The sequence below is a fragment of the Methylobacterium sp. CM6257 genome (genome assembly GCF_054611515.1).
Map to the genome: position 1 here is coordinate 4,104,405 of NZ_CM137735.1, position 24,035 is coordinate 4,128,439.

A 24,035-nucleotide genomic window follows, 5' to 3' on the forward strand; every position below is an offset into this window, starting at 1 on the left:
CCGACGAGCATGTTCGGGCCGCCAACCGCGCGGCTTTCCCGTGCAACCCCTGCAGGCATACGAGGGGGATCGAAAGCCGTAAGTTGAACGTTTATGCTCCGATGTGACGAACGACGATGAGGGGGGGAATGTTCTGGAACACGCGCTTCGTCCGCATCTGTGTCGGCCTGGTACTTCTTGCAACCGGCGTTATCGTCATGCTGCCTGGCTTCACGGGCTACACCAGCTTGGATGGTACCGTGAATGCCCGCTTCGCCCTTGTCTCGGCACCCATCGAAGGCGTCGTCTCAGACACACCTCCTAAGGTCGGTACGGCGCTGCCCGAGAACACCGACGTCTTCTTTATCAGCAATGATCGCATCTCCCGCACAGCGGAGGCGCAGCTGGATGCGGATCTCGGCGCTGCCAAGGAACGACTGCAAGCGTTGCAGGTCCAGGCCAAGGATCTGTCTGCGCTGAAAGCCGACTTGGTCGGCCGCCTGAAAGAGTATCAGCAAGCGAGCATCGCCAGCGTTCAGCAGGAGATCATCGTCCGTCAGCAGCGGATCGCAACCGCGCAGGCCAACAAGACCTCTGCCGAAGCTGACCTCAGTCGCAAACAGACTCTCGGCGCTACAGGCGTGGTCGCCGGCAGTTCGGTCGAGCAGGCGCGTGCCGCCTCTGTGTCGGCTACAAGCGAGCAGAACATCGCCAGAGCCGAACTGGAGCGGTTGCAGCGGCAGTTAGATGCGCTCAAGCGCGGCACCTTTGTGGGCGAAGGTCGGAACGATGTGCCCTACTCGCAGCAGCGTACCGACGAAGTGGCCATCCAGCTTGCCAACGTCGATGCACAGATCCGCACAGAGAAGGCACGTATTCAGCAGTTGAACCGTCAGCTGCTCCTGGAGCGGGCCCGCAACGACAGGCTCTCCTTCGCGGCGGTGCAGGTCCCCTTCAAAGGTGTGATCTGGCGCAACAACGTGGTGGCGGGCTCGAACGTCGTGGTCGGCAACGAGCTGATGCGCCTGCTCGACTGCCGTGAACTGTTCGTGGACATTCTCGTGGACGAGGTTGATTACGACCGGATCAAGCCGGGCGACCACGCGGATGTTCGGCTTCTCGGCACCTCGAACGTCATCGGCGGCCGAGTCCTGTCGGTGCGTGGCTCGGCCGCGGCCGTCGAGGAGGTGGTGCTCGCGGCCGTTCCACCGAAGAGCCAGGGGAAGAACGCCCGCATCCGTGTCGTGCTCGACCCCAGCGACATGCAGACCGACTACGCGAACTTCTGTCAGGTCGGACGCACGGTTCAGGTGCGCTTCGCCCGCGCTTCATCACTTCTGACCGTTGCGGAGCCCGTCGTGAACTGGGTGAAGAGCCTGTGGTTCAGCATCTCCTAGAGCTCGAACTCTGGCCCCTCGCGCCCACGCTGTTTGTCGCGGGCGCCTTCTTCCTGGTCTTCATCAACTGGCCCCGCCAGCGGAGCTGGAGCCGAACGATCACCTGCGTCTTCGTGCTCGCGGTGGCGGCCCGCTACCTCGTCTGGCGTTTCCTGCACACGGTGCTGCCCTACCCGGCCGACTGGAGCTTCGGCTTCTTCTGGACGTGGTTCGTGTTCTGCGTCGAGCTCGGCGCCTTCACCGATATCCTGCTCTTCCTCGTCACCATGAGCCGGTACGTCGACCGCAGCGCCGAGGCCGACCAGCTGGAGCAGGCCTTCTTCTCACGCTCGCAATCCGAGTGGCCCCACGTCGACGTCTTCATTCCAACCTACAATGAGCCGCTCGACGTGCTGGAGCGGACAATCATCGGCGCCCTTGCTCTGGACTACCCGCGCGACAAACTCACCGTCTACGTGCTCGACGACAAGCGGCGCGATTGGCTGAAGGACTATTGCGCGCAGAAGGGTGTCATACACGTCACCCGGCCAGACAACGCCCACGCCAAGGCCGGCAACATGAACAACGGCCTTACGGTCGCGTCGGGCGCGTTTGTCGCGATCTTCGACGCCGATTTCGTGCCCTACCGCAATTTCCTGCGCCGCACGCTGCCCTTCTTCCAAGACCCGACCATCGGCATCGTGCAGACGCCGCAGCATTTCTTCAACAAGGACCCGGTGCAGGCGAATCTCTCGCTGGAGAAGGTCTGGCCGGACGAGCAGCGCCTGTTCTTCGACGAGATGGCAGCCAGTCGCGATGCGTGGGACGTGAGCTTCTGCTGCGGCTCCTGTTCGATCGCTCGCCGTAGCGCCCTCGACGCGATCGGCGGCTTCCCGCACGATTCGATCACCGAGGACCTGCTGACGACGCTGGCGATGCTGAACGTCGGCTACAAGACCCGGTACCTGAACGAGCGTCTCTCAATGGGTCTCGCGGCCGAGAACCTGAAAGGGTACTTCGTGCAGCGCGGGCGCTGGTGCCGCGGCGGCATCCAGACGATCTATCTGCACAATGGACCGCTGCGCGGCCCCGGGCTCAGCCTGTTTCAGCGGCTGATGTTCATTCCGCTATCCTGGCTGGTGCAATATACGGTCCGGTTCGTCATCCTCGTCGTTCCGGCGGTCTATCTTTGGACGGGCGCGGCCCCCTTGTTTTTCACCGGCACGCAGGACATCGTCTATTACCAACTGCCCGTGCTGACGGCATACTTCCTGCTCATGGGTTGGTTGACACCGACGCGCTACCTGCCGCTGGTGTCGAGCGCGGTGGGCGCCTTTGCGACCTTCCGCATGCTGCCGGTCGTGATCTCCAGTCTCGTGAAGCCCTTCGGGGTGCCCTTCCGGGTCACGCCGAAGGGCAGCGGCAACGAGGACAGCGCCTTCGACGCCTACACTTTTTTCTCGATCACCTTCTGGATCGCCGTGACGGCGCTCGGGCTCGTCATCAACATCGTGCCGGAATGGTCGCGCATCGGGGAGGGCGAGTTCTCGCTCGTCTCCACCTACTGGGCGGGCCTCAACATCTTGGTGCTGCTGGTCGCCGCTCTGATCTGCTTCGAGAAGCCGCGACCGTTGCTGGACAGCTTCGCCACCGACGAGCCAGCCTTGGTGCTGGGTGTCAGCGAGAAGTACCGCCAGGCCCGGATCGTCAGCCTGTCGCTCGAAGGCGGTATCGCCGAATTCGCACGTCCGCCGGATGTGCGCGAGGGTGAGCACATGTGGGTCGAGATGGACGCCTTCCCGCACCTGCGCTGTAAGGTCGAGAAGATCTCGCGGCCCAATGGTGACCAGCCTGTCGCCGTTAAGTTCTCCTACAGGCTTGATGGTGAGTGTCGAGACAGGATGATCGTGAAGCTCTATACCGGTCGTTACAGTCAAGACATCGGAGAAATCGACAAATCTGCGATTCTGGGCGGAATATGGTTGCGGATGTTTGGCAGGAACCCGAGGGTCGCTTAGCTCTTCTTCGCGATGATCGGCGCGCAGGTGCGGGTGTAATCGATCTGTAGACAGCCGGGACGGGCGTCGTGACGCCCGGGCTTCCTTGTCGATTGCCGCCGTTGTCGTCGAACACTCACCTGCCGCTGCATCCAGGACTGTATAACCCGGCTCAGGATCGAGAGCAGCCCGCCCTTGGGACGTCTCAGGTGGGGGCGAGCGGACGCTGGCGCGGTTTGCCCAATTCCGCCGGCTCGCTATCCGCTACGGACGATGGCGCGACATCCACCTCGCCTTCACGACTCTGGCCGCCCCTCCCATCGTCCGGCGCCTCGACTTCGGTCGATCATGCGGCTCGGCATAGGACGTCGGCCCAGGGGCGGGGCGGGGGACGAAGCGCCATTTCGGTCTGTGGCACCAGCGGCGAGACAGCACAGAACTCTGTTCACGCCAGAGCGCTGAGCGCCCCGCGAGACCATCGACGAGGGTCGGCTTCGGTTCAGCGAACCATGCTGCGGTAATGGCCCAAGTGCGTTTGCGGGCCAGCAGACGGTTGGCCATCTGCGTGCCGGTATCAAGGCGATGCTGGCCGAGCGGAATGGATTGCAGGCCGAGGCCGAACGGTCAGACCGGCGAACCCACGCCAAGGGATGGGCAACTGGTTGCTCTGAGGATCAACGATAGCGGTGGTGATGGTGCCGACGATGGTAGCGGTGACGGTAATGGCGGTGGCCAATCCCGAGGGCACCATTCACCGTGCCGACACCGGCACCCACTGCACCGCCGACGATCCCGCCGACCGGTCCAGCCGTGCGGCTACCGCGGGCTGCTCCTTCCTGAGCGCCGCCGATTAACCCCTGTGCGTGTACGCCCGAGGATAGGGCGAGTCCGGAGAAGCAGAGGGCGATGAGAAGGGCAGGCTTGCGCATGGATGAGCGTTCCAGTCCGTGCCACGGCAGGATCGCCGCTAGCTTACTGCAGCAATGAATGGCCTCACGGAATGGTTGCAGCAGCGCTTGCGCCATTCACAATAGATCACGCGCGGCATTTGCATCATTGCTTGGAGACACTGCTCGCCGGGAGCACGCAAGGCGGTCCGCCTTCGTCCGCGAATTTGGCGGCCGATCACCGCGAACGTGAGTGTGAGAGTCTCGACTGCCGCCTGGAGGGCAGCCTCGGCCCTTTCCGCGTGTCAGCGCAGCCCTGTGACCTTCGTTTGTGTTACGGGCGTAGGAGCCGCTTCCGGGCGACAAATCCTCGATTTGACTGCCGAAGGCTTCAGCGCGATCTCGTCCAGCGCCCCGCGTAGGGACATCTCGTTCGACAACCCGCCTGCGACCAGCCGAGCGACGTGCAGGCCATGCGCTCCTCGGTGCTGACGCCGCCCTGTAGCCGGCATCCCTGGTGGATGCGAGCCCGCTTGCCGAACAGGGCGCTCTCAGTCCCGCTCAGGGCGCGTGCGGATCTGCGGCGTTCGCGCCGCTGAGTTCGTCATCCGGAGCAAAGTTGATCGGTCGCGAGCGTCGCCCTCCCGGCGCACGAGCGCAGCCCCGCAAGCTTCCATCAGCCTGCGCAGGCACTCCACGCACGCCTCCGCCTCCCCAAGCGTCAGCAGCTCACCACGCCGGTGCACGGAACCAGAGGCCGATACTGCTACAACTGCGAACCGCCCATCCGGACAATCGACGATGCTGTAGGTGACCCATCTTGCCATCACCTTCCCTGCGCTGGCCGACAAACGCCGCCCGCAACGCGCAGGCCGCAGCAAACGATCCGGCTCGCGGGGGTTGGTTGTTCAATGGACAGCCATCTCGTTGAGCACACCAAGTCCGGGGACCGCGGATGCGAGGAGCCGCCCCGGTCACCTACGCGGGTTGCAGACCGTCTGTCGCCCGCGTTGATGCAGCGGCAAGCGTGACCGCTCAGTCGTGACTCAGAGCACCTAACAGAACGGGCACAGATCGGGCGGGCGGGCGTTGGCTCTGATGGTTCGTTCGCTTCTACCCGATGATCTCTGGACCGAGCATTGAGGCCGCTGACGCGGGTGGCGATTTAGATTCTTAACACGGGTGGGAGCGCGGCGCTGAATTCAGCAATATTATGGATTGGCGAGGCCGCAGACCTTTAGAGGCAGCAAACTCGCACAGAGGGAGGATGAGGTACCTGAAAAGCAACTGGTCCCACGCTGGACGGTCACCCAAAAGATCTCGCCGTTGGGGAGGCCACTGTCCACACGTGCTGAAGCAGGATTCCGTTTGATCAGGCGCGAGCCGTCGATGTTCTGTCGCCGCCTCACGCTGTCGTGACGCAGGAGAGGATGCCGGTCCGCCGCAAGATTGCTCCGCCGCGCCGCTGCCACGAGCGTCACGGGATCGCGGACGTGAGCCCGGGCGGTGCGGCGGGAGCGTCAACGCGGGAATACCCGACGGCGTCGCCATCATCGCCTGAATGCAGGAGGACTAAGGTGAAGCACAGCCAAATCTGGACAGAGTGAGCGGCATGGAACTCGATCCCGTCATCCTCTCGCGGATCCAGTGGGGCTGGGTCATCTCATGGCACATACTTTTGCCGGCCTTCACGGTGGGGCTCGCCTCGTACATCGCTGTGCTGGAAGGATTGTCCTTCGCCACCGGCAATGCGGCTTGGTTCCGCGCGTCGACCTTCTGGATCGGCATCTTCGCCGTCTCCTTCGGCATGGGCGTGGTCTCCGGCATCGTCATGCCCTTCCAGTTTGGAACCAACTGGGCACGCTTCTCCGATGCCACCGCCAACGTGATCTCGCCGATGATGGCCTACGAGGATCTGATGGCCTTCTTCTTGGAGGCCTCCTTCCTCGGGGTGTTGCTGTTCGGGCGCAACCTCGTGCCGCGTTGGGCACACTTTGTATCCGCCGTCATGGTGGCCATCGGCACGCTGTTCTCGTCCTTCTGGATCCTGTCGGTGAATTCCTGGATGCAGACGCCGGCCGGCTTCGAGCGTGGAGCGGACGGGCGCTTCTTCCCGACTGATTGGATCCAAGTCGTCTTCAATCCGTCATTCCCCTTCCGCCTCGCCCACACGGTCACGGCCTTCTACATCACGACCGGCTTTGTCGTGCTCGGGGTCGGCGCCTATCTTGTGCGCCGTGGGGAGCAGGAGCCGGAGCCGCGCCTGATGATGCGCATGGCGCTCGGCCTGCTCACCGTGCTTGTGCCGCTGCAGATGTTCCTCGGCGACGCGCATGGGCTCAACACCCGCGAGCACCAGCCGGCGAAGCTCGCGGCCATTGAGGGGCGCTACGACACTGCCGCGCCGGCGCCCCTGACGCTGATCGGCTGGCCAGACGACGCGGCTGCAGTCATGCGTTACGCCGTCGAGGTGCCACGACTGGGTAGCCTGGTTCTGACCCACAGCTGGGGTGGCGAGATCCGAGGTCTGAAGGAGTGGCCGCCTGATCAGCGTCCGCCTGTCGCCTTCCCGTTCTTCGGCTTCCGGGTGATGGTCGGCATCGCGCTCGTGATGCTCTGCGTCGTGGCATCGGGACTCGTCCTATGGCGGCGTGGGCGGCTGTTCGAAGCTGACTGGTACCTGCGGCTGTGCCAGTGGGTGGCCCCGCTCGGCTTCATCGCGGTTCTCGCAGGCTGGATCACGACGGAAGTCGGGCGCCAGCCCTGGACGGTCTACGGGCTCTTGCGCACCGAGCACTCGGTCTCGCCGTCACTCACGGGCTCGGACGTGGCGCTCTCGCTTGCGGCTTACGGGATCGTCTATCTGATCATGTTCCCGGCCGGCATCGCCGTGATGATCGGCCGGATCCGGGCAGGGCTGTCACCGCAGGCGGAGGCGCGAGAACCGATCGAGGGCTTTCAGCCGCGCGCGCCCGTCAAGGCGCCGCCCGCAGCGGAGTGAGACCATGTCCGGCGGCGCACTCTTCGATTTCCTCCCGATCTGGATCGCGATCCTCGGGCTTGCCGTGTTCTTCTACGTGCTCCTCGACGGCTTCGATCTCGGAGTTGGTATTCTCTACGGCTTCGCTCCGGAGGAGGACCGGCCGCTGTTGATGAATTCCATCGCGCCGATCTGGGACGGCAATGAGACCTGGTTGATCCTGGGCGGCGTCGGGCTGATGGCGGTTTTTCCGCTGGCTTACGCAATCATTATTCCGGCGGTGTACTTCCCGATTCTCTTGATGCTGCTCGCGCTCGTCTTCAGGGGAGTGGCCTTCGAGTTCCAATTCAAGAACCCGGCAATCCGCAGGCTGTGGCAATGGGGCTTCTGCATCGGCTCGATCGTTGCCACCCTGGCGCAGGGCTTCGTGCTGGGTGCCTTCGTGCAGGGTTTCCGTGTGCGGGGCCGCGACTTCGCCGGCACGTCCTTCGACTGGGTTACCCCATTCGCGGCGATGACCGGTGTCGCGCTCCTTCTCGGCTACGCACTCCTCGGGGCTGGCTGGCTCGTGCTGAAGACCGAGGGGGATCTGCAGGTCTGGGCGCGGCGCATGGGACGGATCTGCCTTCTCGGGGTGCTGGCGGCGATCGGGGTCGTCAGCCTCTGGACGCCCCTCGCCGATCCAGCCGTCGCGACGCGCTGGTTCTCCTGGCCGAACATCGCCCTTCTGGCTCCCGTCCCGGTTCTCACTGCGCTCGTTGCCTTCGCGGCGTGGCGTGCGCTAAGCGGTTGGGGACCGGACGCCGGGCCATTCCTGTGGGCAATGCTCCTCTTCCTGCTATCCTATCTCGGTATCGCGATCAGTCTCTGGCCTTACATCGTGCCCCGGCAGGTCACATTGTGGGAGGCCGCCTCATCGCAGGGCACGCAGGCCTTCCTGCTCATCGGCACCCTATTCCTGCTGCCGGTCATCGCAGTGTACTCGTCCTGGTCGTATTGGGTGTTCCGGGGCAAGGTGCGCGGCGACGTAGGCTACCACTGAAAGCATGGATTCGCTGAGCTCGAGAGGCGTATCGTGCCGCGTCGAGCCTGGACCGTGGTGCTGCGCAAGCTGTGGCCCGACGGTGATCTTGGGCGTGGGGCCAAGCCAAGCCGCAATCGCCCGCATATCCGGTTCAAACGCCTATGACTTTACCAGGGTCAGCGCCTGCAGCGCGTGGTCGATGGCTTGGACGAGCCGCTCGGCAGTCCGGGCCACTGCAGGATCTCGCGACATGCCGATCGCCGCCTGCTGTAGTGTGCGGAACTGCTGAAGGCGAGTGGCCGGATCGAGCCCTCGGGCAATGGCGGACCGCACGAGGCCCTGGACGAACTCACGCGCTAAACGTTCATCGAGATTTTGGAAATCCGACAACGTCTGGACCTTCGCAGCTTGGCGCCAGCTTCTAACACTCAAGGCTCCAACAGGGATCCGCGATTAGCGGAAAGGACTCATTGTGGAGCTGGGGTTGGACGGCCGCATCCTCGCAGCGCACGTGCGAACTGACGCAGCGGGGCTGGACTTGGAGCGTCGGCAGCGACGCCCGGGCGGGTGTCCCAAACCTGCTGGCGGTGAGAGGCGCGGGGAAGAGTCGGTTGGGAAAGGGCGCCGGGTCGTCCTTCCGACGGTCAGATCGGAAAAGCAGATGGCGTGGATGTCTCCCGCTCCCGGCGTAGCTGCGCGATGCCGGCACATTGTTATCCGAACAGGTAGCCGGACAGGAGGCGCTTCGCTTCGTCGAGGATCGCCTCGCGCTGCTGCGGGTCCTGCTGCTCGAAGGCCGATCAATCGTCTGCTCCGGCCTTACCGGGCACTTGCGACGGTCTACATCATCACCCCGCCCCTGTCGGGTGCGACCCACGCGAAGGGGATCTACCATGTCGGCGGCACTCTGGCGTGGCAGTCGCCATCATCCTCCTGCCGAACCTCATCAACGCCCCGGAGCTCCTCGTCCTCGCCATTGCGCTCCGGCCTGCGCTGTGCCTCTGACAAGGGGCGGCAGGTCGGCCCCACTCCGTTATGAAGCCGAGCGGTAGTTTGCTGCGAGCAATTCTCGCAGGCCGAGCAACGCGAGCCACAAGAAAACAATAGAGACCAAAAAGCGCGTCGCGCACTTCAGGTTCGCTGTGCTCCCGCAACCGAGGCATCGGGCGGCCCCGTCCGCTCATCGCAGCGGAAGCGCCTGCGCCACCAGGACACCGCGCCGCGTCGATTGACGCTAGAACAAAGCACCGACGGCCCGCTCCTGCGGACGAGCACGAGCAACAGCCCTGCGCCCAATCGGCCTCGCCGCGGGGCGGTCGAGGGCAAACTGTAGCCGGGTCAACGATCGAGCGAAGAATTGGCTGGGGCGCCAGGATTCGAACCTGGGAATGGCGGTACCAAAAACCGCTGCCTTACCACTTGGCGACGCCCCACCATGGGCCGTGGCTCTCTAGACGGCGGGACAGGGCGTGGCAAGTCGGACTTGGCGTTGAGGCCTCGCGGGACGGAGACTCCGCACCCGCGCCCAGGCCGCGCAGCGGGGCCGACCCTCAGCGGTTCTCGAAGTGGCCGTCGATCCGTCGGGGCAGACCGAGAGGATTGGCAGCCTGAAGCGCCGCCGGCAGCAGAGCGTCGGGAACGTCCTGATAGCTCACGGGCCGCAGGAACCGGTCGATTGCGAGGCTGCCCACCGAGGTCGTGCGCCCGTCCGAGGTCGCCGGATAGGGGCCCCCATGGACCATGGCATGCGCCACCTCGACGCCGGTGCCGAACCCGTCCACCAGGATCCGCCCGACCCGCCGCTCCAGCAGCGGCAGCAGATCCCGCGCCGCCGCGTGATCCTCGGGAGCGAGGTGCAGCGAGGCCGTGAGCTGACCCTCCAGATGCTCCAGCACCGCCCGCATCGCCGCGAGGTCTCGGCACCGCACGACGAGCGCCGAGGCGCCGAACATCTCTTCCTGCAGCATCGGGTCCGCCAGGAAGGCATCCGAATCTGTGGCGAACAGAGTGGTCCGGCCCTGCGTCGTCGATCCCTCCGGTCCCTCGGCCAGGAGGGTGACGGCCGCGTGGCCGGCCACCCGGGCGACGCCCTCGCGATAAGCGCGCTGGATGCCGGGCGTGAGCATGGTCGCGGCCGGGCTCTCCCGCAGGGCCGCGCCGGCCGCCTCCAGGAAGGCGTCGAGGCCCGGGCCGGGCAGCGCCAGGATCAGGCCCGGATTGGTGCAGAACTGCCCGGCACCCAGCGTCAGCGAGGCCGCGAAGGCCTTGCCGATCGCAGCACCCCGCGCGGCGAGCGCGCCGGGGAACAGCAGCACCGGGTTGATGCTGCTCATCTCGGCGTAGACTGGGATGGGCGACGGGCGCCTGGCCGCGATCGCCATCAGGGCGGTGCCGCCCCGGCGCGAGCCCGTGAAGCCCACGGCGGCAATCCGGGGATCGGCCACCAGCCCCTGGCCGATCGACTGGCCGGCATCGAACAGCAGCGAGAATGTTCCCTCCGGCAGCCCGCAGGACGCGACCGCCTTCTGCACCGCCCGGCCGACGAGTTCGGAGGTGCCGGGATGGGCCGGATGCGCCTTGACGATCACCGGGCAGCCGGCTGCCAGTGCCGAGGCGGTGTCGCCTCCGGCCACCGAGAAGGCGAGCGGGAAGTTCGACGCCCCGAAAACCGCAACCGGCCCCACCGCGATGCGCCGCAGGCGGAGGTCGGGCCGCGGCAGCGGCTTGCGGTCTGGCAGGGCCGGGTCGATGCGGGCCTCGACATAGCCGCCTTCGCGCACCACGCCGGCGAAGAGGCGCAGCTGGCCGGCCGTGCGGGCGCGCTCGCCCTCGATCCGCGGGCGGGGCAGCCCGGTCTCGGCCATGCAGCGGGTGACGAGGTCGTCGCCGATCTCCAGGATGTTCGCCGCGATGGCCTCAAGGAAGCCGGCCCGGGTCTCCGGGTCGGTCTCGCGGTATGTGTCGAAGGCCGCCTCCGCCAGGGCGCAGGCCCGGTCGAGGTCGCTCAAGGTCGCCCCCGGGAAGTCGGGCTCCAGAGGATTGCCGGTGGTGGCCTCGACGGCCCGGAAGGCCGCCTCGGTGCCGCGCCGCGCCTCGGCGCCGATCAGGTTCTCGCCGCGCAGGGTCATGGGCTTCTCCTCTTCACGGGGATGCGGGCGCGCCCATCGGGACGGGCGCGGAACGGGCGGTCAGCCGCGCCGTGCGGCGAGCGCCTTCTCGCGGATCGCCGCGAGGGTCATGGTCGGGGTCAATGCCTCCGGATCGACGCGGCAGTGGATCATCGCGGGGAGCCCCGAGGCGAGGCTGCGTTCGAAGGCGGCGGCGAACGCTTCGGTCTGTTCGACGTGCTCACCATGGCCGCCACAGGCTCGGGCGAGCGCGGCGAAATCGGGATTGCGGAGCTCGGTCGCCGAGACGCGCCCGGGATATTCGCGCTCCTGATGCATCCGGATCGTGCCGTACATGCCGTTGTCGAGGACGACCACGACGATCGCGACGCCGTACTGCACGGCAGTGGCGAATTCCTGCACGGTCATCATCACGTCGCCGTCACCGGCGAGCGCCACGACGATCCGCTCCGGGAAGCTGCGCTTGGCCATCACGGCAGCCGGCAGGCCGTAGCCCATGGAGCCCGAGGTCGGCGCGAGCTGCGTGCCGAAGGCGCGGAACCGATAGTAGCGGTGAACCCAGGTGGCGAAGTTGCCGGCGCCGTTGCAGATCACCGCGTCCCGGGGCAGCCGCTCCCGCAGCCACGTGATCGCCTCGCCGTACTGGAACGCCCCCGGCTTCGGCTCAGGGGTCTCGGACCATGCGCGATAGGAGGCGTGGGCCTCGGCGGCACGCCCGCGTCCGGTGGCCTCGAAGGCGGGGAGCGCGGCGCAGAAGGTCTCCGGGGTCGCCTCGATCGCCAGCGTCGGCTGGTAGACCCGGCCGAGCTCGGCCGCGTCCGGGTGGACATGGACCAGCGGCAGGCCGGGATTCGGGATCCCGAGCAGCCCGTAGGATTGCGCCGGCATCTCGGAGAGGCGGCCGCCCACCATGAGCAGCAGGTCGGATTCCCGGATCCGCGCCACGAGGGCCGGGTTGGGTCCGATCCCGAGTTCGCCGGCGAAATTCGGGTGATCGGCGGGGAAGAGCTGGGCCCGCCGGAACGAGACCGCCACCGGAACGTCGTGGCGCTCGGCCCAGGCGGCCATGGCGGCGACGGCCCCGGCGGTCCAGCGGGAGCCGCCGAGCAACGCCATCGGCCGGCGCGCCTCCGCCAGCATCGTCCGCAGGCGCTCCGTGTCGCCGCGGGAGGGCGCCGGCTCGGCCGGGACGACGCGCGGCGCGTCGGCGATCGCTGCGACATCGTCGAGCATGTCCTCCGGCAGGGCGACCACGACGGGGCCCGGGCGGCCCTGCGTCGCCACCCGGAAGGCCCGCGCGAGGATCTCCGGGATGCGGGCCGCGTCGTCGATCTCTACGGCCCATTTGGCGACGCCGCCGAACATCTGCCGGTAATCGATCTCCTGGAACGCCTCCCGGTCGCGCATCCCCCGGGCGATCTGTCCGACGAACAGGATCATCGGTGTCGAATCCTGGCGCGCGATGTGGATCCCCGCAGAAGCGTTGGTGGCCCCGGGGCCGCGGGTGACGAAGCAGATGCCGGGGCGCCCGGTGAGCTTGCCGGCGGCCTCCGCCATGATCGCCGCGCCCCCTTCCTGCCGGCAGACCAGGACGTCGATGCCGCTGTCGCGCAGGGCGTCGAGCACCGCGAGATAGCTCTCGCCGGGAACGCATGTGACGCGCTCGACGCCCTGCCTGAGGAGCTGGTCGACGAGAATCTGCGCGCCGGTGCGTGAAGGCGATCCGCTCACGTCATTCCTTCCTGGGGGCAGGCTCCACCCGAAATGCCCATCGCGCGGCTGAAGCCGTCCCTGTGCGGCCGCCTGAGATGCGCCTGATATCCCAGGCGAGGATAGAGGTGCGCCTGGAACCGTCAACCTGTCAGACGAGGGGGCGGCGGTCGAGGGCGCGCCGGGTCATCTGGTCGAGAAAGTCGAACAGTCTTCCGATTCCGGCAAGCGCCGTCCCGGCTTCACGGGCCGCGATCCCGGCCAAAATCCCCGCGTGGATATCGGCGCAGTCGGGGAAGCTGGCGGTCGGCTCGTAGGTGTACCAGAAGCGCCGCGACTGGGCGTGAAGCGCCGCCATGGTGCTCGTCAGAGTCGGATTGTACGCCGCCCCGACCAGGGCCTCGTGGAGCGACCGCTTGGCCCTGAAATAGGATTCGCGGTCACGGGCTCCGGCGGCGGTCAGCAGGCCGGCGACGCAACATTGCAGGGTGGCGATGTCGGTGTCGGTCGCGCGGGCGATCACGCAACGGGCCACCGTTTCGTCCAGCGGTCGCCGGACCTCGAGCAGTTCGAGGTGCTTGATGATGTCGACCTGCGTGACGAGGACGCCGCGGCGCGGGTGGATCTCGACGAAGCCGATCGTCTTGAGCCGCGCCAGCGCCTCGCGGACCGGGGTACGGCCCAGCGCCAGTTCCTCACCGAGCTCGCCCTCGGAGATCATGGCGCCCGGAGCGAGACGGCGACTGATGATCATCTGCTCGATGGCGTCGTAGGCGGTTTCGGCCAGGGAGCGCGGTCGCCCTGTTTCGGCCGGGGCCGCAGGCCGCTCGGGTCCAGCCCTCAAGAGTTCCACTTCGGCCAAGGCATTCCCCATCGATGTCAAAGCCGGTCCGTCGCCGCAGCACCCGTTGACAATGGCGCCACTGGGCGCCCTACTCAAGGTCTGAGATATCAGTCCGCGTTCAGGATTCGCTCATCCGGGGAGTCGGAGGCCTGGGCGACCTCCAGCACGTAGCGACACGATCAGCGGGAGGAGAAGCGGATGTCCGGGCTGTCCCCAGAGACGCGCGCCAAGCTGAAGACCGTCAGCACGGCGACGCTGATGACGGCCCTCTACAAGCGGGGCTTCCGCAACCAGATGATCCAGGGCGTGCGCCCCCTGAAGGCCGGGGGCGGCACGATGGTCGGCGAGGCTTTCACCCTGCGCTATATTCCGGCCCGCGAGGATCTGAACCCGATCGCCGTGTTCCGGGACCGGTCGCACCCGCAGCGCAAGGCCGTTGAGGAATGCCCGCCGGGCGCCGTGTTCGTGATCGACAGCCGCAAGGATGCGCGGGCGGCCTCCGCCGGCTCGATTCTGGCTACGCGTCTGATGGTGCGGGGCTGCGCCGGCATCGTGACCGATGGCGGCTTCCGCGATGCCGACGAGATCGCCCGGCTCGACATGCCGAGCTACCACGTGCGGCCCGCGGCCCCGACCAACCTCACGATCCATCAAGCGATCGACATCAACGTGCCGATCGGTTGCGGCGACGCCCCGGTCTTTCCCGGCGACGTGATCGTGGGTGACGGCGACGGCGTCGCGGTCATCCCGGCGCACTTGGCTGACGAGATCGCCGACGAGGCGATCGAGATGACCGCCTACGAGGATTTCGTAACCGAAGAGGTGCGCAAGGGCCGCTCAATCCTCGGCCTCTATCCTGCCACCGACGAGCAGAGTCTGACCGACTTCGCCGCGTGGCGGAAGCGGACCGGCCGCTGAGCGCAGCCATCGGCTCCAGCCCGGATCTCGGCACCGGACCGACGCAGCAAAGACTACGATTGGGAGGGCGGCATGTCGGGGGGCATACCGGTGGACTCGGCGTTGTCGGATATCGAGCGACGCACGATCGCGAAGGTCTCGTGGCGACTTTTGCCGCTGATCGTGGTGATCTACTTCGTCGCCTACATGGATCGGACCAATGTGGGCTTCGCCTCGTTCGGCCTGAACCGGGAATTCGGCTTCTCAGCGACCGTCTACGGCTGGGGCGCGGGGATCTTCTTTCTCGGCTACGTCATCTTCGAGGTGCCGAGCAACGTCCTCTTGGAGCGCGCGGGGGCACGGATCTGGATCGCCCGGATCATGGTCACCTGGGGGCTCGTAGCGGGCGGGATGGCCTTCATCTCGGGCCCGGTGAGCTTCCTTCTGATGCGCTTCCTTCTCGGCGTCGCAGAGGCCGGCTTCTTTCCCGGCATGATCCTGTACTTCACCTACTGGTTCCCGCGAAGATACCGGGCCCGGGTGGTTGCGGCCCTGTTCCTCGCGGTGCCGGGTTCGAACGCCGTCACGGCCTTGATCTCGGGAGCGCTGCTCCAGCTCGACGGGCTGCTCGGCCTGTACGGCTGGCAGTGGCTGTTCCTGATCGAGGCGGTGCCCTCGATCCTGCTGGCTTTCGCGGTGCTCGGGCTCATGACCGATCGGCCTGCCCAGGCGACGTGGCTCGCGCCCGAGGAGCGGCTCTGGCTGGGAGGCGCGCTGGCGGCGGAGCGCCAGGGTACCGTCAAGGCCCATGGGCACTTCACGCTCAGGCGGGCTCTGACCGACAGGCGGGTGCTTGCGCTCGGGGTGATCTACTTCAGCATCGGCACGGCGACCTATGGCATCACCTTCTTCCTGCCGCCGATCCTCAAGAGCCTGACGCTCACCGATTGGGAGACCGGCTTGGCCACCGCAATCCCCTATGTCGTGGGCACGGTGGGCATGATCGCCTGGAGTTGGTCGTCGGACCGGCGCAACGAGCGGCGCTGGCACTTCGTGATCGCCGCCCTGGTCGCCGCCCTCGGCCTCATCGTCTCCGCCCCCCTGCTGGGCAGCCTCTGGGCCCTGACCGCGATGTCCCTCGCCACGATCGGCCTCTACGGGAGCAAGCCCGCCTTCTGGGCGATGCCGGGAGAGTTCCTGTCGGGGCCCGCGGCCGCCGGGGGGATCGCGTTGATCAACGCGATCGGCAACCTCGGCGGCTTCGTCGGTCCCTACGTGCTCGGCTGGCTCAAGGACGCGACCGGTACCTACGAGGCCGGCCTGTACTTTCTGGCGGCCTGCGCCCTCGCCTCGGCTACCATCACCTTCTTCTCGGTCCAGCCTGGCCGAGCCACAGCGGATACGGGTGCCGCGGCGGCCGGGGCGGTCCGCCCCGCACGATCGAATGCGTAAGACCGGAGACAGCGCGATGACCGCACGCAAGACCCTGGGGGATCTGCGCAGCCAGCGCTGGTTCGGCGCCACCGACCTGCGCAGTTTCGGCCACCGGTCGCGCATGCTCCAGATGGGCTACGAGCGCGCGGATTTCAGCGGCAAGCCCATCGTCGGCATCATCAACACCTGGAGCGACATCAACCCCTGTCACCAGCATTTCCGCGAGCGCGTGGAGCAGGTGAAGCGCGGCGTCTGGCAGGCAGGCGGCTTCCCGATCGAGCTGCCGGCGCTCTCGCTCTCGGAGAACTTCGTCAAGCCGACCACGATGCTCTACCGCAACCTCTTGGCCATGGAGGTGGAGGAACTGCTGCGCCAGCATCCCGTCGACGGCGCGGTGCTGATGGGCGGCTGCGACAAGACCACCCCCGGCACGGTGATGGGCGGTATCTCCATGAACCTGCCGATGATCTTCCTCCCGGCCGGGCCCATGATGCGTGGCCATTTCGGCGGGACCATCCTGGGCTCCGGGTCGGACGTCTGGAAGTACTGGGCCGAGAAGGAGGCCGGGAACATCACCACGCAGCAGTGGAACGACATGGAGGCGGGCATCGCCCGCTCGGCTGGGACCTGCATGACCATGGGCACCGCCTCGACCATGACGTCGATCACCGAGGCGCTGGGGCTGTCGCTGCCGGGCTCGGCCTCGATCCCGGCGGCGGATGCCGACCATCCCCGGATGTCAAGCGCCTGCGGCCGGCGCATCGTCGAGATGATCTGGGAGGATCTGAAGCCAACCGACATCCTCGACCGGCGCAGCATTGACAACGCGCTCGTCGTCCACAACGCGCTCGCCGGCTCCACCAACGCGATGATCCACCTCGTGGCCATGGCGGGGCGGGCCGGCATCCCGATCAAGCTCACCGAATTCGACGAGGTCGCCCAGAGAGTGCCGGTGATCGCCAATCTCCGGCCCTCGGGTCAGTGGCTGATGGAGGATTTCCACATCGCCGGCGGGATCCGGGCCCTGATGGCGCGGCTCGCGCCCCTCCTCCATCTCGATGCCCGCTCGGTCGCCGGCGGCACGATCGGCGATGGGCTCGCCGGTATCCGGGTGTTCAACGACGATGTGATCCGCCCGCTGGACAAGCCGATCGTGGCCACCGGCGGCACCGCGATCCTGTACGGCAACCTCGCGCCGGACGGCTGCGTGATCAAGCCGCCGGCCGCCGACCCGCGCTTCCTGACGCATACCGGTCCCGCGCTGGTCTTCGACAGCTACGACGCGATGAATGCCGCGGTGAACGATCTCGATCTCGACGTCACCCCGGACCACGTCATGGTCCTGCGCAATGCCGGCCCGATCGGCGGCCCCGGCATGCCGGAATGGGGGATGCTGCCGATCCCCAAGGTCCTGCTCCGGCAGGGCGTGCGCGACATGGTGCGCATCTCGGATGCCCGGATGAGCGGTACGAGCTACGGCGCCTGCATCCTGCACGTGGCGCCGGAATCGGCCGCCGGCGGTCCGCTGGCCGCCGTGCGTGACGGCGACCTCATCACGGTGGACGTGTCAGAGCGGCGGATCCACCTGCACTTGGACGATGCCGAGATCGCCGCACGGGTGAAGGCCTTCGTTCCCCCGGACCGGGCCTATCCGCGAGGCTACAACCGCCTATTCGCGCAACACGTGCGGCAGGCCCATGAGGGCTGCGATTTCGACTTTCTTGAGGGAGCGGGCGGTATCCCGGAACCTGAGATTCACTGACGGGCCCGAGCCGTCGGCAACAGACGGCGGGCCATACCAAAGGGAGGATACATGGCGATATTCGCGCGCAGGGGCCTGCTCGCCGGAGCGGCCCTGCTCGGTGCCGCGCAGGCGGCCAGGGCGGGCTGGGAGCCGTCGCAGCGCGTCCCGGACCCCGCCGTAGAGGTGCTCGACCCCGCCTTCGCCAAATACCGCCTCGCCTCGGCGACAGTGGAGCGGGTCGCCACGGGCTTCCGCTGGGCCGAGGGTCCGGTCTGGTTCGGCGACATGGGATCGCTGCTGTTCAGCGACGTGGTCAATGACCGGATCATGAAGTGGGAGGAGGCCTCTGGCGCCCTCACGGTGTTCCGCAAGCCATCGAACTACGCCAACGGCAACACCCGCGACAGGCAGGGCCGCCTGATCACCTGCCAGCACAAGACCCGCAGCGTGACCCGGACCGAGCATGACGGCACGCTCACCACGCTGATGGACCGGTTCGACGGCAAGCCGCTCAACTCGCCGAACGACGTGGTCTGCCATTCCGACGGCGCGATCTGGTTCACCGATCCGGCTTTCGGGCCGAACCCGCATGAGTCGATGGCTGCGCCGGAGCTTCCGGGCAACATCTACCGGATCGATCCGAGGACGGGACAGGCCAGCGTCGCGGTCGAAGGCGTGGCGGGTCCGAACGGGCTGTGCTTCTCACCCGACGAATCCAAGCTCTACGTCATCGAGGCCCGGGCCAAACCCAACCGCCTCATCCGCGTCTACGACGTGGTCGAGAACGGCACGAAGACTGCCAACGGGCGCGTGTTCTACGATGCCGGCACCGGCACGCCTGACGGGTTGCGGGCCGATGTCGATGGCAATCTCTGGTGCGGCTGGGGGATGAGCGAGGCCGAGGACGGGGTCATCGTGCTCTCGCCGCAGGCCAAGCTGATCGGCCGGATCCGCCTGCCGGAGCGCTGTGCCAACCTGTGCTTCGGCGGCCTCAACCGCAACCTGCTGCTGATGACATCGACGCACTCGGTCTACGCGCTGTACGTCAACACGCGGGGTGCCGGGAATTCCTGATTCCAGCCCCCGGGACTTCATGCCCCGGGTGCTGCGATTCTGGCTCCCCTACTCCGCGGCCTGCGCCAGGTAGCGTGCCGGATCGTAGTTCAGGATCGGTCCGAGCCAGCGCTCGACCTCGCGGATATCCATCCCCTTGCGGGCCGCATAATCCTCGACCTGATCCCGCTCCACCTTGGCGACGCCGAAATAATGCGCCTCCGGGTGGGCGATGTAGATCCCCGAGACTGAGGAGCCCGGCCACATGGCGTAGGACTCGGTGAGCTTCACGCCGATCCGGCTCTCAGCCTTCAGCAGGTCGAACAGCGTGGTCTTCTCGGTGTGATCGGGCTGGGCCGGATAGCCCGGGGCCGGGCGGATGCCGTCGTACTTCTCCAGAACCAACTCCTCGGCCGAGAAGGTCTCGTCAGCCGCGTAGCCCCAGAACTCCTTGCGCACCCGCTCGTGCATGCGCTCGGCGAAGGCCTCGGCGATGCGGTCGGCGAGCGCCTTCACCAGGATCGCCCGGTAATCGTCGTTCGCCCGCTCGAAGCGCTCGGCGATGCGCACCTCCTCAACGCCCGCCGTGACCACGAAGCCGCCGACATAGTCGGCGATGCCGGTCTCGGCCGGGGCCACGAAGTCCGACAGGCAGGTGTTGGCGCGCCCGTCGCGCTTCGAGAGCTGCTGGCGCAGGCCGTGGAAGGTGGCGAGCCGCTCCGACCGGCTCTCGCCGGTGTAGAGCACGATGTCGTCGCCGACGCTGTTGGCCGGCCAGAAGCCGATCACCGCCTTCGGGTTGAACCAGCGCTCCTCCACGATCTGCTTCAGCATTCCTTGCGCGTCCTCGTAGAGGGCGCGGGCGGCCGGTCCCTGCTCGGGGTCATCCAGGATCGCCGGGAAGCGGCCCTTGAACTCGTAGGTCTGCAGGAAGGGCGTCCAGTCGACGTAGGGCACGAGGTCGGCGACCTCGTAGGAGCCGTAGACCCGGGTGCCGGTGAAGCTCGGCTTGGCCGGCTTGTAGCCCGACCAGTCGACCTTGAAGGCGTTGGCCCGCGCTTTGGCGAGGGGCAGCCGCTGCTTGTCGGCCTCCGAGCGCCTGTGGGCGTCGGCGACCTTGGCGTACTCGGCCCGCACCTTCTCGATGGTGGCGCCGCGGGTCTCCTTGGAGATCAGGCTCGACACCACGCCCACCGCGCGGCTCGCGTCGGTGACGTAGACCGCCTGACCCTTGGCGTAGGCCGGATGGATCTTCACCGCCGTGTGGACCCGGCTCGTGGTGGCGCCGCCGATCAGCAGCGGCACGTCGAGCCCCTCGCGCTCCATCTCGCCGGCCACATGGACCATCTCGTCCAGCGACGGGGTGATCAGGCCCGACAGGCCGACGATGTCGACCTTCTCGGTCTTCGCCGTCTCCAGGATCTTGGCGGCCGGCACCATCACGCCGAGATCGATGATCTCGTAGTTGTTGCAGGCCAGCACGACGCCGACGATGTTCTTGCCGATGTCGTGGACGTCGCCCTTCACGGTGGCCATCAGCACCTTGCCGGCGGCCTGGCGCTTGCCGTCGCCGCCATTGGCCAGCTTCTCCGCCTCCATGAAGGGCTCGAGATAGGCCACCGCCTGCTTCATCACGCGGGCGGACTTCACCACCTGCGGCAGGAACATCTTCCCGGAACCGAACAGGTCGCCGACCACGTTCATGCCGGCCATCAGCGGGCCCTCGATGACGTGGAGGGGGCGCTCGGCGTTCTGACGCGCCTCCTCGGTGTCGGCGATGATGTACTCGGTGATGCCGTTGACGAGCGCGTGCTCAATGCGCTTCTCGACGCTGGCCTCGCGCCAGGACAGGTCGGCCGACTTGGCCTGGGCCGAGGCGCCGGTCTTGAAGCGCTCGGCGGCTTCCAGCAGGCGCTCGGTGGAATCGTCGCGGCGGTTGAGGACCACGTCCTCGCAGAGCTCGCGCAGCTCCGCCGGGATCTCATCGTAGACGGCGAGCTGGCCGGCATTGACGATACCCATGTCCATGCCGGCCTTGATGGCGTGGAACAGGAACACCGCGTGCATCGCCTCGCGCACCGGCTCGTTGCCGCGGAACGCGAAGGACAGGTTCGAGACGCCGCCCGAGATATGGGCGTGCGGCAAGGTCTCACGGATCTGCCGGGTCGCTTCGATGAACGCGACGCCGTAGCCGTTATGCTCCTCGATGCCGGTGGCGACCGCGAAGATGTTCGGGTCGAAGATGATGTCCTCGGGCGGGAAGCCGACCTGCTCGGTCAGAATCCCGTAGGCGCGGGTGCAGATCTCGACCTTGCGCTCCAGCGTGTCGGCCTGACCCTGCTCGTCGAAGGCCATCACCACCACGGCGGCGCCGTAGGAGCGGCAGACCTTGGCGTCGTGGATGAACTTCTCCTCGCCCTCCTTCATGGAGATCGAGTTCACGATCGGCTTGCCCTGCAGGCACTTGAGTCCGGCCTCGATCACCTCGAACTTCGAGGAATCGACCATCACGGGCACGCGGGCGATGTCGGGCTCGGCGGCGACGAGGTTCAGGAACTCGACCATCGCCTTCTGGGAGTCGAGCAGGCCCTCGTCCATGTTGACGTCGATGACCTGGGCACCGGCCGCCACTTGGTCGCGGGCGACATCGAGGGCCGCCGCGTAGTCGCCGTTGGTGATGAGCTTGCGGAACTTGGCCGAGCCGGTGACGTTCGTGCGCTCGCCGACGTTCACGAAGGGGATTTCCTTCGTGAGGACGAAGGGCTCGAGGCCCGAGAGCCGCATCAGGCGCGGGATCTCCGGGATCGGACGTGGCGCCTTGCCGGCGACGGCCTCGGCGATGGCGCGGATGTGGTCCGGCGTGGTGCCGCAGCAGCCGCCGACCATGTTGACGAGGCCGGACCCGGCGAACTCGCCGACCAGCTTGCCCATCGCCTCCGGGCTCTCGTCGTAGAGGCCGAACTCGTTGGGCAGCCCGGCATTCGGGTAGGCGCAGACCAGCGTGTCGCAGATCCGCGACAGCTCGGCGATGTGGCCGCGCATCTCGCGGGCGCCGAGCGCGCAGTTCAGGCCGAAGGTCAGCGGCTCGGCATGGCGCAGGGAGTGCCAGAAGGCCGCCGGGGTCTGGCCCGACAGGGTGCGGCCCGACAGGTCGGTGATCGTACCGGAGATCTGGATCGGCAGGCGGATGCCGGTCTCCTCGAAGACCTGCCACGCCGCCGCCACCGCGGCCTTGGCGTTGAGCGTGTCGAAGATCGTCTCGATCAGGATCAGCTCGGCGCCGCCGTCGATCAGGCCGCGGACCTGCTCCACGTAGGCCTGCTTCACCTGGTCGAAGGTCACCGCGCGGAAGCCCGGATTGTTCACGTCCGGCGAGATCGACAGGGTGCGGTTCGTCGGGCCGATGGCGCCGGCCACGAAGCGGCGGCGGCCGTCCTTCTCCTCGGCGAGCTTGGCAGCCTCGCGGGCGAGCCTTGCGCCGGCGGCGTTCAGCTCATGGATGATCGACTCCATGCCGTAATCGGCCTGGGCGATGGTGGTACCCGAGAAGGTGTTGGTCTCGCAGACGTCGGCGCCGGCCAGGAAGTAGTCGAGGTGGATCTGCCGGATCGCGTCGGGCTGGGTCAGGATCAGCAGGTCGTTGTTGCCCTTCTGATCGTGCCCGTGGTCCTCGAAGCGGTTGCCGCGGAAATCCTCTTCCGAGAACTTCAGCCGCTGGATCACCGTGCCCATCGCCCCGTCGAGGACGAGGATCTTTTCCGCCGCGCGCTGGCGTAGCGCCCGCGCGATCTCGGTGCCGTCGACGGGGGAAAAATCGGTCATCATGCGTCCTGTCAGATCACCTCATCCTGAGGTGCCGGAGCGAAGCGGAGGCCTTGAAGGAGGCCTCCAGATGTCGTGTCGATCCCTGGAGCCCTCCTTCGAGGCCGCTGCGCGGCACCTCAGGATGAGGCGGAGGGGGAAGCGCGGGTGTTCCAAGCAGTCCCGGAGAGCGTCGGGGTCAGCGCGCCTTCCAGGGCGGTGAGGCGCTTCTCGATCGCGTCCGGGCTGAACTTAAGCCGCCGCCTTGGCGGCCGCCAGTTTCGGCGCCTGGGCGCGCAGGCCGAGCAGGTGGCAGATCGCGTAGACGAGATCCGAGCGGTTCATCGAGTAGAAGTGGAAGTCGTTGACGCCCTCGTCCACAAGATCGAGGACCTGCTCGGCCGCCACCGCGGCGGCCACGAGCCGGCGGGTCTCCACGTCATCCTCCAGCCCCTCGAAGCGGGCGGCCAGCCAGTAGGGCACCGAAGCACCCGTGCGGCGGGCGAAGTTCGCCGCCTGCTTGAAATTCTGCACCGGCAGGATGCCCGGGATGATCGGGATGGTGATCCCGGCCGCCCGGACCTTCTCTAGGTACCGGAGATAGACCTCGTTCTCGAAGAAGAACTGGGTGATCGCCTGGTCGGCGCCGGCATCGACCTTGGCCTTCAGCGCCTCGACATCGGCCTCCAGCGAGGCCGCCTCTGGGTGCTTCTCGGGATAGGCCGAGACCGAGACCTTGAAGTCGCCGATCCGCTTGATCCCATCCACCAGCTCGGCGGTCGTGGCATACCCCCCCGGATGCGGCCGGTAGGCGTGGCCGACGCCCTCGGCCGGATCGCCGCGGAGCGCCACGATGTGGCGTACGCCCGCATCCCAGTAGGACTGCACCACCGCGTCGATCTCCTCGCGGGTGGCGTCCACGCAGGTGAGGTGCGCGGCGGGCTTCAAGCTGGTCTCGCGGACCATCCGGGCCACCGTGTTGTGGGTGCGCTCGCGGGTGGAGCCGCCCGCCCCGTAAGTCACCGAGACGAAGCTGGGCTGGAGCGGGGCCAATCGCTCGATCGAGGCCCAGAGGATCTTCTCCATCTCCTCGGTCTTCGGCGGGAAGAACTCGATCGAGACGCGGATCGGGTGGTAGCCGTCGCGGCTGGCGCGGTGTGTGGAGCGGCGCATCGGGGCTC

Annotated in this window: 15 protein-coding genes, 1 tRNA gene and 1 pseudogene; 10 read left to right on the plus strand and 7 right to left on the minus strand. The window is 67.1% G+C overall.

Annotation, left to right across the window (positions count from 1 at the left end):
• The first annotated feature begins 128 nt into the window (after positions 1 to 128).
• From ACYCO6_RS20075 to cydB, 6 genes and pseudogenes are all read left to right on the plus strand, one after another.
• Positions 129 to 1,376: an HlyD family secretion protein gene (locus tag ACYCO6_RS20075; protein ID WP_459762585.1), complete on the plus strand. Its 1,248-nt coding sequence runs from the start codon at positions 129 to 131 to the stop codon at positions 1,374 to 1,376.
• A complete protein-coding gene (locus ACYCO6_RS20080; RefSeq protein ID WP_459762587.1) occupies positions 1,358 to 3,373 on the plus strand; it encodes a glycosyltransferase family 2 protein in 2,016 nt (671 codons plus the stop codon). The genes ACYCO6_RS20075 and ACYCO6_RS20080 overlap by 19 nt, the downstream gene beginning before the upstream one ends.
• Before the next feature lie 90 nt (positions 3,374 to 3,463).
• A pseudogene (locus ACYCO6_RS20085) lies at positions 3,464 to 3,716 on the plus strand (hypothetical protein); the annotation flags it as partial.
• Between the two features lie 328 nt (positions 3,717 to 4,044).
• Positions 4,045 to 4,206 carry a hypothetical protein gene (locus ACYCO6_RS20090; RefSeq protein WP_459762589.1) on the plus strand — a complete coding sequence of 54 codons (162 nt, stop codon included), beginning with the start codon at positions 4,045 to 4,047 and terminating at the stop codon, positions 4,204 to 4,206.
• A gap of 1,645 nt (positions 4,207 to 5,851) precedes the next feature.
• Positions 5,852 to 7,240, plus strand: coding sequence for a cytochrome ubiquinol oxidase subunit I (locus ACYCO6_RS20095; protein ID WP_459762591.1), 1,389 nt, complete (start codon positions 5,852 to 5,854; stop codon positions 7,238 to 7,240).
• 4 nt (positions 7,241 to 7,244) lie between these two features.
• A complete protein-coding gene (cydB, locus tag ACYCO6_RS20100; RefSeq protein ID WP_459762593.1) occupies positions 7,245 to 8,261 on the plus strand; it encodes a cytochrome d ubiquinol oxidase subunit II in 1,017 nt (338 codons plus the stop codon).
• Positions 8,262 to 8,402: 141 nt separating this feature from the next.
• Here cydB and ACYCO6_RS20105 read toward each other — a convergent pair whose 3' ends face one another.
• From ACYCO6_RS20105 to ACYCO6_RS20125, 5 genes are all read right to left on the minus strand, one after another.
• Positions 8,403 to 8,633 carry a hypothetical protein gene (locus tag ACYCO6_RS20105; RefSeq protein ID WP_459762595.1) on the minus strand — a complete coding sequence of 77 codons (231 nt, stop codon included), beginning with the start codon at positions 8,631 to 8,633 and terminating at the stop codon, positions 8,403 to 8,405.
• 968 nt (positions 8,634 to 9,601) lie between these two features.
• Positions 9,602 to 9,676 (minus strand) — tRNA-Gln (locus tag ACYCO6_RS20110).
• 117 nt (positions 9,677 to 9,793) lie between these two features.
• Positions 9,794 to 11,371: an aldehyde dehydrogenase (NADP(+)) gene (locus tag ACYCO6_RS20115; RefSeq protein WP_459762597.1), complete on the minus strand. Its 1,578-nt coding sequence runs from the start codon at positions 11,369 to 11,371 to the stop codon at positions 9,794 to 9,796.
• 60 nt (positions 11,372 to 11,431) lie between these two features.
• A complete protein-coding gene (locus tag ACYCO6_RS20120; protein WP_459762599.1) occupies positions 11,432 to 13,102 on the minus strand; it encodes a thiamine pyrophosphate-binding protein in 1,671 nt (556 codons plus the stop codon).
• Positions 13,103 to 13,232: 130 nt separating this feature from the next.
• Positions 13,233 to 13,925 (minus strand): GntR family transcriptional regulator, encoded by a 693-nt coding sequence (locus ACYCO6_RS20125; protein WP_459762601.1) that lies wholly within the window; start codon positions 13,923 to 13,925, stop codon positions 13,233 to 13,235.
• Positions 13,926 to 14,123: 198 nt separating this feature from the next.
• On the opposite strand from ACYCO6_RS20125, the gene ACYCO6_RS20130 reads away from it, so the two are divergent.
• From ACYCO6_RS20130 to ACYCO6_RS20145, 4 genes are all read left to right on the plus strand, one after another.
• Positions 14,124 to 14,843 (plus strand): ribonuclease activity regulator RraA, encoded by a 720-nt coding sequence (locus ACYCO6_RS20130; protein WP_459762603.1) that lies wholly within the window; start codon positions 14,124 to 14,126, stop codon positions 14,841 to 14,843.
• 72 nt (positions 14,844 to 14,915) lie between these two features.
• Positions 14,916 to 16,274, plus strand: coding sequence for an MFS transporter (locus ACYCO6_RS20135; RefSeq protein ID WP_459762605.1), 1,359 nt, complete (start codon positions 14,916 to 14,918; stop codon positions 16,272 to 16,274).
• Between the two features lie 16 nt (positions 16,275 to 16,290).
• Positions 16,291 to 18,018, plus strand: a complete 1,728-nt coding sequence (gene araD / locus ACYCO6_RS20140; protein ID WP_459762607.1) for an L-arabinonate dehydratase — start codon at positions 16,291 to 16,293, stop codon at positions 18,016 to 18,018.
• 51 nt (positions 18,019 to 18,069) lie between these two features.
• A complete protein-coding gene (locus ACYCO6_RS20145) occupies positions 18,070 to 19,074 on the plus strand; it encodes an SMP-30/gluconolactonase/LRE family protein (protein WP_459762609.1) in 1,005 nt (334 codons plus the stop codon).
• A gap of 48 nt (positions 19,075 to 19,122) precedes the next feature.
• Here ACYCO6_RS20145 and metH read toward each other — a convergent pair whose 3' ends face one another.
• Both metH and metF read right to left on the minus strand, forming a co-directional pair.
• Positions 19,123 to 22,875 (minus strand): methionine synthase, encoded by a 3,753-nt coding sequence (metH, locus tag ACYCO6_RS20150; protein WP_459773627.1) that lies wholly within the window; start codon positions 22,873 to 22,875, stop codon positions 19,123 to 19,125.
• A 231-nt stretch (positions 22,876 to 23,106) separates the two neighbouring features.
• Entirely contained in the window at positions 23,107 to 24,027 is a 921-nt protein-coding gene (gene metF, locus ACYCO6_RS20155; RefSeq protein ID WP_459762611.1) for a methylenetetrahydrofolate reductase [NAD(P)H], read from the minus strand.
• Between the last annotated feature and the right edge of the window lie 8 nt (positions 24,028 to 24,035).

Bases quoted from the DNA above. Each gene is read 5' to 3' on its own strand.
- metF (WP_459762611.1), bottom strand. From the start codon at position 24,027: ATGCGCCGCTCCACACACCGCGCCAGCCGCGACGGCTACCACCCGATC.
- ACYCO6_RS20130 (WP_459762603.1), top strand. From the start codon at position 14,124: ATGTCCGGGCTGTCCCCAGAGACGCGCGCCAAGCTGAAGACCGTCAGC.
- ACYCO6_RS20095 (WP_459762591.1), top strand. From the start codon at position 5,852: ATGGAACTCGATCCCGTCATCCTCTCGCGGATCCAGTGGGGCTGGGTC.
- cydB (WP_459762593.1), top strand. From the start codon at position 7,245: ATGTCCGGCGGCGCACTCTTCGATTTCCTCCCGATCTGGATCGCGATC.
- ACYCO6_RS20145 (WP_459762609.1), top strand. From the start codon at position 18,070: ATGGCGATATTCGCGCGCAGGGGCCTGCTCGCCGGAGCGGCCCTGCTC.
- araD (WP_459762607.1), top strand. From the start codon at position 16,291: ATGACCGCACGCAAGACCCTGGGGGATCTGCGCAGCCAGCGCTGGTTC.
- ACYCO6_RS20115 (WP_459762597.1), bottom strand. From the start codon at position 11,371: ATGACCCTGCGCGGCGAGAACCTGATCGGCGCCGAGGCGCGGCGCGGC.
- ACYCO6_RS20090 (WP_459762589.1), top strand. From the start codon at position 4,045: ATGGTGCCGACGATGGTAGCGGTGACGGTAATGGCGGTGGCCAATCCC.
- ACYCO6_RS20135 (WP_459762605.1), top strand. From the start codon at position 14,916: ATGTCGGGGGGCATACCGGTGGACTCGGCGTTGTCGGATATCGAGCGA.
- metH (WP_459773627.1), bottom strand. From the start codon at position 22,875: ATGACCGATTTTTCCCCCGTCGACGGCACCGAGATCGCGCGGGCGCTA.
- ACYCO6_RS20075 (WP_459762585.1), top strand. From the start codon at position 129: ATGTTCTGGAACACGCGCTTCGTCCGCATCTGTGTCGGCCTGGTACTT.